This window comes from Geobacillus sp. B4113_201601, assembly GCF_001587475.1.
GTDB lineage: Bacteria > Bacillota > Bacilli > Bacillales > Anoxybacillaceae > Geobacillus > Geobacillus icigianus.
The window spans coordinates 72,775-87,629 of sequence record NZ_LQYX01000084.1; the positions used below are offsets into that span (position 1 = coordinate 72,775).

Annotated in this window: 14 protein-coding genes; 11 read left to right on the forward strand and 3 right to left on the reverse strand. The window is 48.9% G+C overall.

Annotation, left to right across the window (positions count from 1 at the left end):
• Positions 1 to 174 precede the first annotated feature (174 nt).
• Complete coding sequence (locus B4113_RS12025; protein WP_033842889.1) at positions 175 to 1,779, forward strand: gamma-glutamyltransferase family protein; 1,605 nt, start codon at positions 175 to 177, stop codon at positions 1,777 to 1,779.
• Between the two features lie 63 nt (positions 1,780 to 1,842).
• On the opposite strand, the gene B4113_RS12030 is transcribed toward B4113_RS12025, so the two are convergent.
• A complete protein-coding gene (locus B4113_RS12030; protein WP_033842890.1) occupies positions 1,843 to 2,352 on the reverse strand; it encodes a BsuPI-related putative proteinase inhibitor in 510 nt (169 codons plus the stop codon).
• A gap of 311 nt (positions 2,353 to 2,663) precedes the next feature.
• Here B4113_RS12030 and spoIIID point away from each other — a divergent pair, with 311 nt between their 5' ends.
• The 7 genes from spoIIID to B4113_RS12065 all read left to right on the forward strand — a co-directional run bounded on the left by spoIIID (position 2,664) and on the right by B4113_RS12065 (position 8,245).
• Entirely contained in the window at positions 2,664 to 2,927 is a 264-nt protein-coding gene (gene spoIIID / locus B4113_RS12035; RefSeq protein ID WP_008880665.1) for a sporulation transcriptional regulator SpoIIID, read from the forward strand.
• Positions 2,928 to 3,020: 93 nt separating this feature from the next.
• Positions 3,021 to 4,022: a rod shape-determining protein gene (locus B4113_RS12040; RefSeq protein WP_033842891.1), complete on the forward strand. Its 1,002-nt coding sequence runs from the start codon at positions 3,021 to 3,023 to the stop codon at positions 4,020 to 4,022.
• Positions 4,023 to 4,737: 715 nt separating this feature from the next.
• Positions 4,738 to 5,568 carry a flagellar hook-basal body protein gene (locus tag B4113_RS12045; RefSeq protein WP_033844740.1) on the forward strand — a complete coding sequence of 277 codons (831 nt, stop codon included), beginning with the start codon at positions 4,738 to 4,740 and terminating at the stop codon, positions 5,566 to 5,568.
• Between the two features lie 18 nt (positions 5,569 to 5,586).
• Positions 5,587 to 6,408 carry a flagellar hook-basal body protein gene (locus tag B4113_RS12050; RefSeq protein WP_033842892.1) on the forward strand — a complete coding sequence of 274 codons (822 nt, stop codon included), beginning with the start codon at positions 5,587 to 5,589 and terminating at the stop codon, positions 6,406 to 6,408.
• A 12-nt stretch (positions 6,409 to 6,420) separates the two neighbouring features.
• Complete coding sequence (locus B4113_RS12055) at positions 6,421 to 6,780, forward strand: DNA-directed RNA polymerase subunit beta (protein WP_033842893.1); 360 nt, start codon at positions 6,421 to 6,423, stop codon at positions 6,778 to 6,780.
• A gap of 162 nt (positions 6,781 to 6,942) precedes the next feature.
• Positions 6,943 to 7,380, forward strand: a complete 438-nt coding sequence (gene fabZ, locus B4113_RS12060) for a 3-hydroxyacyl-ACP dehydratase FabZ (protein ID WP_033842894.1) — start codon at positions 6,943 to 6,945, stop codon at positions 7,378 to 7,380.
• Between the two features lie 496 nt (positions 7,381 to 7,876).
• Positions 7,877 to 8,245 carry a hypothetical protein gene (locus tag B4113_RS12065; RefSeq protein WP_033842895.1) on the forward strand — a complete coding sequence of 123 codons (369 nt, stop codon included), beginning with the start codon at positions 7,877 to 7,879 and terminating at the stop codon, positions 8,243 to 8,245.
• A gap of 58 nt (positions 8,246 to 8,303) precedes the next feature.
• On the opposite strand, the gene B4113_RS12070 is transcribed toward B4113_RS12065, so the two are convergent.
• Positions 8,304 to 9,242 (reverse strand): LytR family transcriptional regulator, encoded by a 939-nt coding sequence (locus tag B4113_RS12070; RefSeq protein WP_033842896.1) that lies wholly within the window; start codon positions 9,240 to 9,242, stop codon positions 8,304 to 8,306.
• A gap of 679 nt (positions 9,243 to 9,921) precedes the next feature.
• Between B4113_RS12070 and B4113_RS12075 the strand changes: the two genes are divergently transcribed.
• Genes B4113_RS12075 through B4113_RS12085 form a run of 3 tightly spaced genes read left to right on the forward strand, consistent with a single transcriptional unit; the run spans position 9,922 to position 13,433 of the window.
• Entirely contained in the window at positions 9,922 to 10,404 is a 483-nt protein-coding gene (locus tag B4113_RS12075) for a zinc ribbon domain-containing protein (protein ID WP_033842897.1), read from the forward strand.
• A 12-nt stretch (positions 10,405 to 10,416) separates the two neighbouring features.
• Positions 10,417 to 12,045 carry a zinc ribbon domain-containing protein gene (locus B4113_RS12080; protein ID WP_061912532.1) on the forward strand — a complete coding sequence of 543 codons (1,629 nt, stop codon included), beginning with the start codon at positions 10,417 to 10,419 and terminating at the stop codon, positions 12,043 to 12,045.
• A complete protein-coding gene (locus tag B4113_RS12085) occupies positions 12,045 to 13,433 on the forward strand; it encodes a zinc ribbon domain-containing protein (RefSeq protein ID WP_033842899.1) in 1,389 nt (462 codons plus the stop codon). Before B4113_RS12080 ends, B4113_RS12085 begins: the two co-directional genes overlap by 1 nt.
• 492 nt (positions 13,434 to 13,925) lie before the next feature.
• Here the strand turns inward: B4113_RS12085 and B4113_RS12090 are convergent, their stop codons facing one another.
• Positions 13,926 to 14,378 carry an N-acetyltransferase gene (locus tag B4113_RS12090; RefSeq protein ID WP_033842900.1) on the reverse strand — a complete coding sequence of 151 codons (453 nt, stop codon included), beginning with the start codon at positions 14,376 to 14,378 and terminating at the stop codon, positions 13,926 to 13,928.
• Positions 14,379 to 14,855 lie beyond the last annotated feature (477 nt).

The following is a 14,855-nucleotide window of genomic DNA, read 5'->3' on the forward strand; positions in this document are numbered from 1 at the left end:
GTGCATCGCTTTCCGGGGTGGGTGGAGTTAAAGCTGCAAGAATTATTTTTTTCGATATTCCTTTTTTTACATAATATGACTAGAAATCACCACCCTTTTTCTTTTAAAATAAAACAAAAGGAAAATTCATACTATTGACTCTATTTCCTGAACAAAAGAAAGGGGAGCGCGGCCATGGACTACTTATACCACCCACACCCATCGCAGCGGATGACGGTGTTCGCCAAAAACGGTGTTGTGGCGACATCGCAGCCGCTCGCGGCGCAAGCGGGGCTTGAGGTGCTGAAAAAAGGCGGCAACGCCATCGATGCGGCGGTGGCTGCGGCCGCTTGCTTAACGGTCGTCGAGCCGACCTCGAACGGCATCGGCGGCGATGCGTTCGCCCTTGTGTGGACGAACGGGAAGTTGTACGGCTTAAACGCGAGCGGCTATGCGCCGAACGCGATCTCGATTGAAGCGTTGAAAGAGCGCGGCTATACGGAGATGCCAACATACGGTTTCGCCCCGGTGACGGTGCCGGGGGCGCCGGCGGCATGGGCGGCGCTGTCGAAGCGCTTCGGCTGCCTGCCGCTTGCCGACACGCTCGCGCCGGCGATCGCTTATGCGGAAAACGGCTACCCGGTATCACCTGTGCTCGGAAAGTGCTGGGCCGCGGCGTTTCGTACATACAAAGAGGCGCTTCGCGGGCCGGAGTTCGCTTCGTGGTTCGCGACGTTTGCGCCGGGCGGCCGCGCGCCAAAGATCGGGGAAGTGTGGGCGTCGCCTGCTCATGCGGCGACGCTTCGCTCGATCGCGGAAACGGAAGCGGAAAGCTTTTACCGCGGCGAGCTGGCGGAAAAAATCGCCGCCTTTTCGAAGCAATACGACGGCTTTTTGACGCTCGAGGATCTCGCCGAGTATGAACCGGAATGGGTTGAGCCGATTTCCGTTTCCTACCGCGGCTATGACGTATGGGAAATCCCGCCGAACGGCCAAGGGCTTGTCGCGTTGATGGCGCTCAACATCATGAACGGCTTTGACGTCCCAAGCATGCCGGATGTCAAGACGCACCACCGGCAAATTGAGGCGATGAAGCTGGCCTTTGCCGACGGGAAGGCGTACATCGCCGACCGCCGCTATATGGACTACAGTCTAGACGAGCTGTTATCGGAATCGTTTGCTGCGATGCGCCGGGCGCAAATCGGCAAGGAGGCGCTCATGCCAGAGCCGGGAACGCCGCCAAAAGGCGGAACGGTCTATTTGGCTGCCGCTGACGGTGAAGGGAATATGGTGTCCTATATTCAAAGCAATTACATGGGCTTCGGATCCGGCCTCGTCATCCCGGGCACGGGCATCGCCTTGCACAACCGCGGCCATAACTTCGCCTTTGATGACGGCCATCCGAACGGGCTCGCTCCAAGGAAAAAGCCGTACCATACGATCATCCCCGGCTTTTTGACGAAAGGCGGCACACCGATCGGCCCGTTTGGCGTCATGGGCGGATTCATGCAGCCGCAAGGGCATATGCAAGTGATCATGAACACGGTCGATTTCGCGCTGAATCCGCAAGCGGCGCTCGATGCGCCGCGTTGGCAGTGGCTAGAAGGGAAAACCGTGCTCGTCGAGCCGCACTTCCCGCGTCATATCGCCGAAGCGCTCGCTCGCAAAGGGCATGACATCCGCGTGGCGCTTGACGGCGGCCCGTTCGGGCGCGGGCAAATCATTTGGCGCGATCCTGACACCGGCGTGCTCGCTGCCGGGACGGAGCCGCGCACGGATGGAGCGGTCGCCGCTTGGTGAAACTCACATATGTAGCGGCGAAAGAGGGGATTCCGCTCCTTCGCTCCCTCTTTCGCTCGTTTTTTATTTGATTGTAAACGTCACCTTCGCCCGGGCGTTCGGCCAGTTTTTGTCGGCGAGCCACCACTCAAGTGTGTATGTTCCAGGTTTTAGGTGGCGGAACGTTTCCTGAAAGGACAGTTCTTGTCCTTGTTTTAACGTCCGCTGCTCGTAAATTTGCGTAAACATCTTTCCTTCGCTGAACTGCTTCACCTTTTTGCCATCGCAGTACAAAATGTAGTCGTATTTTTTTCCGCTCGTGAATGTTACGGTTTGCACGCGCTCGGTTTGGTTTTTCACTGTGAAGGTAAACACATAGACGCCGTCTTTCTTCTTATATGTCAATGACGGCTCCAACGTCCCAGCGATGATGCCTTTCCCGCCTGCGGATCCCGGTTTGCCTGCTGGGGCGGGGCCAAGAATGTGGTTTTTTGCCTGCGGCCGATCGTCGGCATTAACATGCACGAGCAGTGCGTTCGCTGCCGTCATCCCTGCTAATGCCGCAACGATGCCGATCACTTTTCTTTTGCCCATGTCGGTGCCTCCTTTTCACCTCTTTTACAATATAGTCGTTTCCCATTTTCCGTTCGTTACAAACCGTAAAAAATTGTGAAAAAAACCGTTGTCCGCCTTGATGTTTCTGGTATATATGCCCGATTTGTCTAATAAAATGTTACAAATTGAACAGCAATGAGAGTGGTTGAGGTGGGGATCGTTCACAACCGGCAAGCGACGCGGCGAAGACGCTTCCGAGACATCCAACGAAAGCGGCGCTCATCATAGGCAAGACGAGTCTCATTTCACACTTCTCACTTCTCACATCCAACTTAGGGAGGGCGAGTGGTGTGCACGATTACATCAAAGAGCGTACGATCAAGATTGGCAAGTATATCGTGGAGACGAGGAAAACCGTTCGCGTCATCGCGAAGGAATTTGGCGTGTCCAAAAGCACCGTTCATAAAGACTTGACCGAGCGGCTGCCGGAAATCAACCCGGAGCTGGCCCAAGAAGTCAAACAAATTCTCGATTACCATAAATCGATCCGCCATTTGCGCGGCGGTGAAGCGACAAAGAAAAAGTATAAAAAACAGGCGGTAAAAAATAACTGACTTTTTTCCTTGCCATCTGCCGTTTGCGGTCGCCATATGGTAAAATAACCTATTAGGAATGATTTTTTAGGGCAGAGGCAAGGAGGGCAAGGTATGTTTTCACGAGATATCGGGATTGACCTAGGCACGGCGAACGTCCTCATTTTCGTCAAAGGCAAAGGCATCGTGCTCAATGAGCCGTCCGTCGTGGCGATCGACAAAAATACAAACAAGGTGCTGGCAGTCGGCGAAGAAGCACGACGAATGGTCGGACGTACTCCTGGGAATATTGTTGCCATTCGGCCGCTCAAAGACGGCGTCATTGCCGATTTTGACATTACCGAAGCGATGCTTAGGCACTTTTTAAGCAAGCTCGACCTCAAAGGCTTTTTCGCCAAACCGCGCATTTTGATTTGTTGCCCGACGAACACGACATCCGTCGAGCGGAAAGCGATCAAAGAAGCGGCGGAAAAAAGCGGCGGCAAAAAAGTGTACTTGGAGGAAGAGCCGAAAGTCGCTGCCATTGGCGCCGGAATGGACATTTTTCAGCCGTGCGGAAACATGGTCGTCGATATTGGCGGTGGCACGACCGATGTCGCAGTTCTCTCGATGGGAGACATTGTCACCGCCTCTTCCATTAAGATGGCCGGGGACAAGTTTGATATGGAAATTTTAAACTATATCAAGCGTGAATATAAACTGCTCATTGGGGAGCGAACGGCCGAAGAAATCAAAATCAAAGTGGCAACGGTATTCCCAGGCGCACGGGCCGAGGAAATCGACGTCCGCGGCCGCGATCTTGTCACCGGGCTGCCGCGCACGATTACGATCCGTTCCGATGAAATCGAACGCGCTCTCCGCGAACCGGTGTCATTGATTGTCCAAGCGGCCAAAAGCGTGCTTGAGCGCACGCCGCCAGAGCTGTCGGCGGACATTATCGATCGCGGCGTCATCTTGACGGGGGGCGGCGCCTTGCTTCATGGCATTGATTTGCTGCTGTCAGAAGAGCTGAAGCTCCCGGTGTTTGTCGCCGAGAATCCGATGGACTGCGTCGCTCTTGGCACCGGATTGATGCTCGAGAACATCGACCGCGCGCCGAAAACGCAGCTTCTTTAACGGTTGATTCATCGCCAGCGCCCCACGGGCGGACAGAAGATGCGCGAAAAAAGGAAAGGCGGGGGATGCGGCGGCCGCTTTTGCCCATCTATAATAAAGAAAAAGGGCCGTTGTCTGCGCCGCCAAGACCGCGCAGCTTCTTTTGCCTTGCGGAAGGTTGTCGGCCTTTTCGGTTGAGGCCGCGAACCGAGATGGCTTAGAAAACCGGTGAAAAACGGCTGAGTCCCTTCATCAATGGGAGAACGCGTGGGGCCGATTCAACAAGGTTTTTCTAATTGAGAAATAAAATGGAAAACCCGTATCTAGGATGAAATCCCCAACCTCCTAGAGAGCTGGTGAAAAATCGCTGTCACACACGAATCGGCGGCATGTTCATTCAGAAAAGAAACTTGATTTTGCAAGGCTTCTCTAATTGAGAAACGGATGGAATCAGTAGTATTTTGCACTAAATCCCCAGCCTTCTAGAGAGCTGGTGAAAAACGGTTGTTTCTTTTGAGCAATGGGGGAGCGTTTGAAAGACGATCCTGATGCGACAAAGCTTTTCTATTTGAGAAACAATGACAGGAAGCGGTATGCACGATTGCATCACCGGTCTCTTAGGTCGCCCAATGAGCGCGAAGGGCCAGCGAATGATGAAAAGCGACAAAATAAGGCTACGGCGTCCGAACGTTGCGACGAACGAAGGCCAAAAATGAGGACAAGCGAGGTGATGGCCATGTTGAGAGGACTGTATACAGCCGCCAGCGGCATGCTCGCGCAACAGCGCCGCGTCGATTGGCTGACGAACAATTTGGCGAACGTCGAAACGCCGGGGTATAAAGCGGACGTTGGAGCGATGAGGGCGTTTCCGGAGCTATTGATGAGCCGGCTTGCCGATCGTTCGGTTCCAGCCAATCCCCCGCGCGCCATTCCGACCCAAACCGTGATCGGCCCGCTCAATACCAGCGTTTATATGCAAGAACTGATTCCGAACTTTCGCCAAGGGGATATCAAAGAAACCGGGCTTTCGACCGATGTCGCCTTAATAGATGGACAAGTTCCGGTCGATCCAACGAGCGGGGAGCGCGGCGCGCTGTTTTTTGCCGTTGAAAACGATCAAGGCGAGATCCGTTACACAAGAAACGGGCATTTCACGTTGAGCCCGGACGGCTATTTGACGACCCAAAACGGCTGGTATGTGCTTGATGCGAGCGGTGAGCGCATCCCTCTGTCAAGCGAACAGTTTTCCGTCCGTGACGATGGAACGATCATCGACGAAACAGGGGCAACCGCTCGTCTTGGTGTCGCGTTTGCCGCCAATCCGAACACCTTAGTGAAGGAAGGAAACGGGTTCTTCCGCAGCACCGGAGGTCCGCTGCCGCCGGCGCCGGGCAATGTGACGTATACCGTAAAGCAGCGCTTCATTGAGCGGTCGAACGTCGACGTCGAGCGGACGATGACCGACTTGCTCGCCGCCTACCGCGCCTTTGAAGCGAACCAAAAAATCGTGCAAGCGTACGACCGCAGTTTGGACAAGGCCGTCAACGAAGTCGGCCGCCTAAAATGATGAAAGGGGGACAAGCCTGTGCTCCGCTCGATGTTCACCGCCGCTAATACGATGAACGCGTTGCAGCAGCGGCTTGATACGATCAGCCATAACATCGCCAACAGCAACACCGTCGGCTTTCAACGGCGCGAAGCGAGCTTCGCTGAGCTGCTGGCCCAGCAAGTCGACCGCCTGCCGAACGACGAAGCGCCCCGGCAAACGCCGACGGGGGTGCGCTACGGAAACGGGGCTGGACTCGCTTCGACGATGCTCGTCACTGCGCAAGGGCCGCTTGTCGAGACGGGCCGCGCCCTCGATTTCGCTTTCACCGCGACTAACCAATGGTTTCGCGTCCGCACCGTCGACGGCAGCGGCGCGGCTGCGATCGGCTACACGCGCGCCGGCAATTTTTCGCTGACGCCGATGAACGGCCAGCTCGCGTTAACGACAAGCGACGGCCTGTTCGTGCTTGATGAAACGAACGCACCGATCGTGCTGCCAGCGAATACGCATGACGTGCAGCTGTCACCGACGGGAACGTTGACCGCCATCGACGCCAATGGAGCGGCCGTCGCCCGCGTCAACTTGGGTGTCACGGCGATTCGCCGCCCGCAGCTTCTTGAGGCCCAAGGCGACAACGTCTTCACTCTGCCTGCCGTCCCAGGCGCCAGTGAAGAGTTGAACGGCGGTTTGCGCAACCAAATCCGCATCAAGCAAGGCGCGCTCGAACAAGCGAACGTCGATCTTGGCGAGGAACTCGTCGGCCTGATGACAACGAGCCGTGCCTATCAGCTCAACGCCCGCGCCATTTCCATTTCCGAACAAATGCTCGGGCTCATTAACAACGTGCGCTCCTCTTAAGGAGAGATGAACATGGGCAACGAAACGAAAAACGAGCCGCTTTCTCGCAGCGAACGGCGAAAACAGCGAAGGAAAGCGCGCTTGGCCGCGTTTTCGACCGACGGGAGCGCCGCGGCCTTGCAAGAACGGCCGCCGGTGACGAAAACCTCCCCGCCGTCTGAGGCGGAAACAACGCCGGAAACGCGCCATTTTGCGCGCGCCCGGTTCGTTTCAGTGCTGCTGCGGCTGATCATGGTCATCGCACTGATGGTCATCTGCCTAGCGGTGGGAGTGGCTGTCGGCTACAGCGTCATCGGCGACGGGCACTGGCTTGACGTGTTTCGTCCGTCGACATGGCAGCACATTTTTGACTTTGTCCAAAAAGGGGCATAGAGACAAGACCGCCCTCCTTGAAGGCTGGTAAACGGTGAGCGATGAGTGAACTGGGCAAAGCAGGAACGGTGCTGCATGTTCAATTGGAGAAATGATGATAGGAAGCGGACGGCTCCCTTCCATCACCAGCCTTCTTGATTCCAGCAGAAAGGAGCGTTTCCGATGCTTGATGTCCAACAAATTCAAGCCATCATCCCACACCGTTACCCGTTTTTGCTTGTGGACCGCATTGTTGAAATGGAAGAAGGCAAACGCGCTGTCGGCCTCAAAAACGTCAGCGCCAACGAAGCGTTTTTCGCCGGTCATTTCCCCGAATACCCCGTTATGCCTGGCGTGTTGATCGTCGAAGCGCTCGCTCAAGTCGGTGCTGTCGTCCTCTTGCAAAGCGAGGAAAACCGCGGCCGCCTCGCCTTTTTCGCCGGTATCGACAACTGCCGGTTTAAAAAGCAAGTGAAACCAGGCGACCAGCTCCGCCTCGAAGTGGAAATTCTCCGCGCCCGCGGCGCCATCGGCAAAGGCAAAGGCGTCGCCACTGTCGACGGCGAGCTCGTTTGCGAAACAGAGCTCATGTTCGCTTTGGGGGACAAACCGTCTCGTTAAATGGAACCCGCGCGGACCGAAAAGGTGGCCCGTCTTCAAGATAGGCAAAATAGGAAGAACATGTTGCGTATATAGTGGGAAAAGAGGATGTCCCGTTCCGTTCGGGACATCCTCTTCGTTTTTGGCCGAGAAGGCTGTGGTGAAAAACCATTGGCTCCCTTCATCAATGGGAGAACGCGCGGAGCCGATGCAACAAGGTTTTTCTAATTGAGAAATGACATGGAAAACCCGTATCTATATAAGTTTCAATAAAGAATTTCCGATTTTTCGTTGCGGGTTTCATCTAAGTGCAAGTTGATATGAGAGGAATCAGCGGGATGTAAAACAAAATTTCAACTTATATAGGATGAAATCACCAGCCTCCGAGAGATCACCGAAAAGTAGCGCAGAAACGGATCCCTCCGCATTTCATGCATGAAATCATCCGTTCGGGGAAAGATAAGCAAGGACCGGTCTTACATAAGGTCACTACAACCGATGGAAAGGAGTAGAGAGGATGAAGAAAAAAGCGGTGCTGATCCGGCTGTTTAGCGCCCTTGTCGCCCTCTTTTTGGCAGCTGGATGCAATATGAACCGTGATAACAACAACCCGCCGCCGCCAAACAACCAAAACGATGTCAACGACCGAGACATGAACCCGGCCGATGACATCAACCAAAACGACGACGTGGACAACGACAAAGACAACGACGGCATCCCGGACAACCGCGATACCGATTTGAACGACAATCAAAACAATCAACTCCCGCCGGGAGACGACACGAACAACGGACCGGGCGACGATGAGCGGGACAGAGTGCCGGACCGCGAAGACCCGGTCGAGGATCGGCGGGATGCGAATGACAAAGACAATAAAGACGAGTGAGAAAAATAAGGGTGCCCAAAGAGAATGGTCTCTTTTTGGGCATCCCTGTTTTGTGTATTTATTTTACTGCTGTCGTCTTCAATTCAAGATGTTCTTTTAACTCATTGGAAACGGCCAACCGCTCGCTCTCCGGCACGATTAAATAATAGATTCCGTTAATTTTCGTCCCTTGACCGGTGATGTGCAGCTGCTTGATCTGTTTACGGGCATCTTTGTAGTTCGCCTGAATTTCTTTCATTTCCTCAAACGTTAAGTTCGTTTTGATGTTCTTCCCGATCGCCGTGAGCACATCGCTATAGTTCGTGAGCGACGAGAAGCTTGCCCCTTTCTCAATAATGGCTTGAATGATTTGTTTCTGGCGGTCTTGGCGCCCAAAATCGCCGCGCGGGTCGTCATACCGCATGCGCGAATATTTCAGCGCTTCGTCCCCATTGAGCGTAATCTTCCCTTTGGAAAAGTACGTTCCTTCGTACGTAAAGGCAAACGGGTTGTTCACCGTCACTCCCCCGACCGCATTGACGATATCGCGGAAGCTTTCCATATTGACTTTAATGTAATAGTCGATCGGGATGTCCAAGAAATGCTCAACCGTCGCCATCGTCATCTCGACTCCGCCAAAGGCGTACGAATGGTTGATTTTATCTTTCGTCCCTTTTCCGATTATCTCTGTTCTCGTATCGCGCGGGACGCTGACCATCTCAATCGACTGTTTGTTCGGATTGACCGTCATGACGATGAGCGTATCCGCACGACCACGGTCTCCCTTCCGCTCGTCAACACCAATCAACAAGATCGAAATCGGTGTCTTCCGCTCGAATGATACATCCTCTTGCCGTTTTTCCGATTTCCAGTTGACGTCTTCGTGCATTTGATTTGCCGTTTGTTTCATATGGTGATAAACAGAGTAGGCAAATGCCCCTGTTCCAATCAACAATATAACTAATGCAGCTATCAACCAACGAAGCCACATTCTCGTTTTTCTGCGTTTTGCCCTCATCGTTGCTCTTCCTTTGCTTCAAGAAAATTTTAGCCACGTCATTTCGATTATAGACGGTTTTAAGTGAGAAAACAACTGCGAACTGCTTTATACAGCTTGACTTGTAGAACCAACTAACTGAAAGAAAGAGCGAGACAAAATTCGTCATCTCAACCGCTTTTTCTACACTATTCGACCAAAAATATGATTGATACGACAAAGGTACTATGCTATCATTATTGATGTTTAAAAGATTGGAAAAATGAAGGAAAAGGAGGTTGTAATAACATTATATACATATTTTGTGTATATAAAGTGATGAAGGATAGTGTCGGTTTTGGGGAAAAGTGGTGGTAATGAGAGCATGACAATCATCATCGTCTCTTTAGCGATGAATCTACTGTCTCAATGTTAGCATTTTTCCTTGAATTCTAGTGAAAAGCCGCTGTCGCACCCCAATCGCCAGCATTTTCATTCAAAACAGAAAAGTTGATTGTGTTAGGTTTCTCTTATTGAGAAATGGGTGGAATTCAGCGGTATTCGTCCTCCTTGGATAGACAGATAGACAGGGCAGAGCCATGTTATCGACATCATGCTGAACAGTTGGTCAGCCGATGCACATATGTCCTATCCCTTTTGAAGTGTCCGTACCAGCTAGTTCAAAGATGCGAAAAGATATGTTTTTGGAGGTGGTTTGTAAATGGATTTGCAAACGAAGATAAGCGGAGGAATTACGAAAATTCAGCAATCGATTGAGCAAGGAAAACAAAAGCTGCAAATCGCCCAAGAAATCAATAAATGCAAAAATGTTATCGAAGAGACAGTTGAAAAACGAGCGGAGGTGCTCATTAAATTAGGGGAAGCCATTTATAAAAAAATTAGGCTCGGAGAAATTGAAGATCCTGATCTTCTTAGCCTTTCGGAAGTGCTAATACAATTGGATAAAACATTGTATCAAACAAAGAACAAATTAGAGAAACTCATGGAACATGGAGCAGAAGGAAAAGTGTGTGTGCATTGCAGACAGCCGTTGTCTTTGGAGGATCGCTTTTGTGGTGCTTGTGGACAGCCGGTGAAACAGAAAGAAGAAGAAAGAGAACAATACGTCGTGTGCCCACGATGCGAACAACCAATCCTGCAACCGGCTGAGTTTTGTATTTGTTGTGGTATAAAGTTAGCGTAGGGAGGTAGAGGAATGTATTGCACAACATGTGGTGCTCAAAACCCTGCTTCGGCTAATTACTGCTATAAGGATGGCACGGCATTACAAAAAGAAAAAATCTCTTTTGCTTATACAAAGAATCAAAAAACCTTTTGCCCTTACTGCGGATATTCCTTACTGAGCGATTGTATGTATTGTTCATCTTGTGGATCACCGGTGTTTCAAGTGCATATCGCTAAAAGCGAAAATATAAGACATATGCAAGAGGAAGACGAAGCAAATCAAAAGTATCGAGGTTTGTCCATTTCTTCTTTGTTGGATCTATGTAAAAGTTTGCGTTGGAAACGAGTGCTTTTAGCAGTATCAACCAGCTTTATCGTGCTTTTTCTCTTATCGGCAATGGCCATCAAAGGAATGAAGTCATCTTGGCTTTATGCTGTTAATCCAGGTTTGAGACATGATTTGGAATACGTATTGTCCTACTTGGATCGTGCTAATATTGAGAAGCTAAACTGGATTAAGGCAATGGCTGATTTTACGCTTTGGACTCATGCCGTAAATCCAGAAATAAAAATGAATGCAGCAGCATATGTTGATAGACAAGTTGGTGAAGCAGGCGGTTCAGTAGAAACTGGACTTATTAGGTTTCTTATCATTCCATTCCTTGCGCTATTTGTAGGGGGGGTGGTGCTTGCAAAAGCATGGCGAACCAATATGCGTACACTGATGGGTCATCTTATCGTCTTTTCCTCCCTTTACGGGACTTGTTTATCTATCTTATCGCTGGTTGCTAGTTTTTCTTATGAAATGAATACAAATGATCACGGTCTTATTTCGTTTCATATCACAGGAACGTATCCGTTTTGGACTACTTTAGTCAATGGGGTTCTTCTTTCTTTCTTTTTTGCTGGAACAGGGATATGGATCTCGAGGGGATACAAACGAACGGTTCATGAAATAAAACAATTCGTTCGTTATGGCGATGTCATTTACAGTGGATGTGCTTGGCAGCTGCGAGGAATTGGGCTGCTATTCGTTTTGCTGCTACCTTTTGTGTTTTTAGGTATATCCCGCTTAGAGATCGATGAATTGGAATGGATCGCAGGTGGAGCTGTGTTATCCAAGCTGTTTTATGCTGCTTTAGCCATGCAATGGGCAGTGTGGCTATGGGCAATGCTTCATCTGGGAGTATTACATTTTCAGCGCGATAATCTCCATGATCATCAATCTGTAACTTACGGTTTGTTTTCTGATTTGAAGCCGATAAGCAACGATACTGGATTCTATGAAGAAGTATACGATTGGCTTTTCCATACGGGATTTTTTGAAAAAGAAATATATATGCAGCTGCTGATCTTATTGCCAATCGCCATTTTTCTTTATGTTGGATACCGTATTCGTCAGAATTATGAACTAGTATGGAAACCAATTGTCGTTTTTGCCGCTTTGTATAGTATTGGATTAGTGGCTATTTGCCAGTTTTCTCGGCTAGGGATTAGCTATTTTGTGAGCGTCAACGGAGAAACTGAAGTGAAACGATCAATGGCTCTCTTTATAGAGCCGTTAACACTGCTCGTCAAATGCTTTATTTTTTCTCTATTGTTCACATTTGCAGGTTCATGGTTGCAGCAGTTCGCTAAGCAAAAGAGGGGGATGAAATAATGCGTTGCGCGAATTGTGGTGAAAATGTAGACTCGACCAAGTCATATTGTCCCCATTGCGGCGCAAAGCAAGAAAATCGAGAGAAAGCAGTTCGAGAAAGGGGACGACAGAAGAGGTTTTATTGGCTGGTGGGTGTAGGATTATTGCTATTGTGTTGCATCATGGTTATTCATTTTACATTATTGTATCGTTCTGACCCTGAGAGACTCGTTTTTCAGTTGGAAACAGCGGTAAAAGAGCAAAATGTAAAGCAGTTCATTGACCTATTGAAGAAAGATAATCCTCATCTATCGTGGACAGAGGAAAATGCCAAACGCTTCCTACAATATATAAATGAAGAAGCCGATGTACACCAAATGTTTGCGGAATTAGGAAAACAGGCTCACAATCCAGAAGGATATCACTTGTTTTCTCCCGTCACAGACCGAAACGGAAACGATCTGTTCATTTTAGCGAAGGGAGAAAAAAAGTTTGGAATTTATCAGCAATATTCTATTGAAGTGATTCCGTTCCGCTTGTTGGTATCTTGTAATCTCGATCATGTGCACGTAAAAATAGATCAAAAAGAGAAGACGTTGAGTGACGCCAATGAGAAATATAAAATTGGTTTATTTTTTCCAGGAACATACAAAATGACAGCTACGTATCAATCTGATTACACAACGATAAGAAAAAATTTTACTTTGGATTTTTCGGAAGCTCATAAAAATGAATTAGATTATGAGGCAGAGATGGAGGCTTCTTTTATATCCATCACTTCAAACGTCGAGGAAGCAGAATTATTTGTTAATGGAAAACCAACTGGAAAAACGATTCACGAGATCGATTCGTTTGGTCCAATCGATGAAAATGGATCTGTGACTTTACACGCTGAATACCAAAATAAAAACGGCCGTATTAAAACCGATGAGGTGACCGTTTCGGGAGCAGATGAGGAAGCTGACTTGGAATTTAACAACATGGAAATAGAAGCGTTGCATTGGGATAAGATTGTCCAAGATGGGGAGAGCTATTACAATTCAACAATCAAATGGTTTATGGATGATTACTTATCCAAAGCCGTAAGTTCCTACAATGAAGGAGACTTTTCGATTATTGAACCGTATCTTGATGAAAACGGTCCGATTTTCAAAGAGTTGCAAAAATACATTCAACATGTTGTTTCCGAAGGAATCAAGGAAAATCTAGTTGATGTTCAAGTCACCAATTGCAAATGGAGCGATGAGGGGATTACGATATTGACGCAAGAGGAGTACGACATTTATTACAATGATGGGACAGCCAAAAAGAAAAAGTTTACATCCGAGTATTTGCTAAAGCGGGTAGGGGATGAATACAAAATCCATTCCCTGATAAATACCACGGTCTTATCTTCAGAAGATTTATGAGCTTTTAACCTATATACATGGAAGTATGGACGTGAACGTTCTTTAGTTAAAGAGTATGGTGCAAGAGCTCCTTCAGCAATGAAAACAAGTGTTGAAAAACGAATCGTAACAAGGTGATCTTTGTTTTTTTCCAGAACCAACGACCTTCGCTTGAAAAGGTGATTGGCTGCATTTTGCAAGACGTTCACTCCTCGACACGCTCGAACAGCTAGGAAAGTAATCTGCTATTATTGATTTAAAAGCGAAAACGGGAATGATTGAACAAAGGAGATCGATCAGCGGTTGTTTCACCCTCTCAAGCGAGAAGGGCTTTGCTTCTCAACATGAGTGGGAGGGAAACGAGGAATCGGCGTCCTCATCATCGATGTTCTCCCTGCGCCGCCTGCAGGGAGGATTGTTTGTGAGGAGGCAATTCCATTCACCGCCTGCTAGGGCGGGGATTTCGAAAGAAAAATCTCCCACCTCTCCGCGGTTGCGCAGGCGGGAGAAGGATCAAAGGTATTTAATCATGGCCGTTTCATCGCAACAGTCGAGTTTCGGGCAATTGACACAGTCGATCCATACTTTTTCAGGCAGCGTTGCTTTTTCCGCAATTTCAAATCCGCATTTTTGAAAAAACTCGATTTGGTATGTGAAGGAGATTAATCGCTTCACTCCGAGTCGGATGGCTTCGTTCGTAATATGGTCAACGAGCATGCGGCCGATTCCTTTTCCCATATGATCAGGGGATATGACTAACGAACGGACTTCCCCGAGATCGTGCCCCAAGATATGCAGCCCCGCTGTGCCGACGATTTGATCATTCTCCTTGGCCACATACATGCATTGCAAGTGCTGATAGATCGATAATAACGAGCGGGGCAACACCAATCCCTTTTCCGCAAAGTGTTGAATTAACGCATGGATGTCTTTTACATCGCTCGTGACGGCATGACTAATGTGCATCGGGCTCCCTCGCTATCGTATGATCATAGATTCTTTTTATAAATATACGATATTTTGTTTTTATATTCAATTATTATTTTTTCGTTTGAGACGTGCGGGTTTGTGGACGATGTCTTACCGGTGCTTCACTTTTTCGATACATAGAGAGGATCGTTTCATTTCAAGGTTGGAAAAGAAGGGGGATTTTGGGCGAGTACATCCAGAAAATCATGCCAATGAAAAAATGCTTTTTTCTGCATTGTTCAGGCTGGAAATGTAGGAGCAAGTAATAACCATATTTTCAATCTCTATTCAAAATGATTTGTTTTGAGAACGATTTTTTTCTTTTAAGAATCAATCGAATGACTGCAATTTTATAGATCGTCCTGTGTTTCTCTTATTATACTTGGAGTAACGTCTGATTAAAGGAGCATTCCCGTTAGGAGCTTTTCCGGGGACTTGATCAAAAAAAGCCCTCTTGGTATGATGCAGGGGTGT

What these genes read in the sequence shown, in the direction of transcription:
- B4113_RS12025 (WP_033842889.1), top strand. Translation starts at nt 175, where the DNA reads ATGGACTACTTATACCACCCACACCCATCGCAGCGGATGACGGTGTTC.
- B4113_RS12030 (WP_033842890.1), bottom strand. Translation starts at nt 2,352, where the DNA reads ATGGGCAAAAGAAAAGTGATCGGCATCGTTGCGGCATTAGCAGGGATG.
- B4113_RS12040 (WP_033842891.1), top strand. Translation starts at nt 3,021, where the DNA reads ATGTTTTCACGAGATATCGGGATTGACCTAGGCACGGCGAACGTCCTC.
- B4113_RS12045 (WP_033844740.1), top strand. Translation starts at nt 4,738, where the DNA reads ATGTTGAGAGGACTGTATACAGCCGCCAGCGGCATGCTCGCGCAACAG.
- B4113_RS12055 (WP_033842893.1), top strand. Translation starts at nt 6,421, where the DNA reads ATGGGCAACGAAACGAAAAACGAGCCGCTTTCTCGCAGCGAACGGCGA.
- fabZ (WP_033842894.1), top strand. Translation starts at nt 6,943, where the DNA reads ATGCTTGATGTCCAACAAATTCAAGCCATCATCCCACACCGTTACCCG.
- B4113_RS12065 (WP_033842895.1), top strand. Translation starts at nt 7,877, where the DNA reads ATGAAGAAAAAAGCGGTGCTGATCCGGCTGTTTAGCGCCCTTGTCGCC.
- B4113_RS12070 (WP_033842896.1), bottom strand. Translation starts at nt 9,242, where the DNA reads ATGAGGGCAAAACGCAGAAAAACGAGAATGTGGCTTCGTTGGTTGATA.
- B4113_RS12075 (WP_033842897.1), top strand. Translation starts at nt 9,922, where the DNA reads ATGGATTTGCAAACGAAGATAAGCGGAGGAATTACGAAAATTCAGCAA.
- B4113_RS12080 (WP_061912532.1), top strand. Translation starts at nt 10,417, where the DNA reads ATGTATTGCACAACATGTGGTGCTCAAAACCCTGCTTCGGCTAATTAC.
- B4113_RS12085 (WP_033842899.1), top strand. Translation starts at nt 12,045, where the DNA reads ATGCGTTGCGCGAATTGTGGTGAAAATGTAGACTCGACCAAGTCATAT.
- B4113_RS12090 (WP_033842900.1), bottom strand. Translation starts at nt 14,378, where the DNA reads ATGCACATTAGTCATGCCGTCACGAGCGATGTAAAAGACATCCATGCG.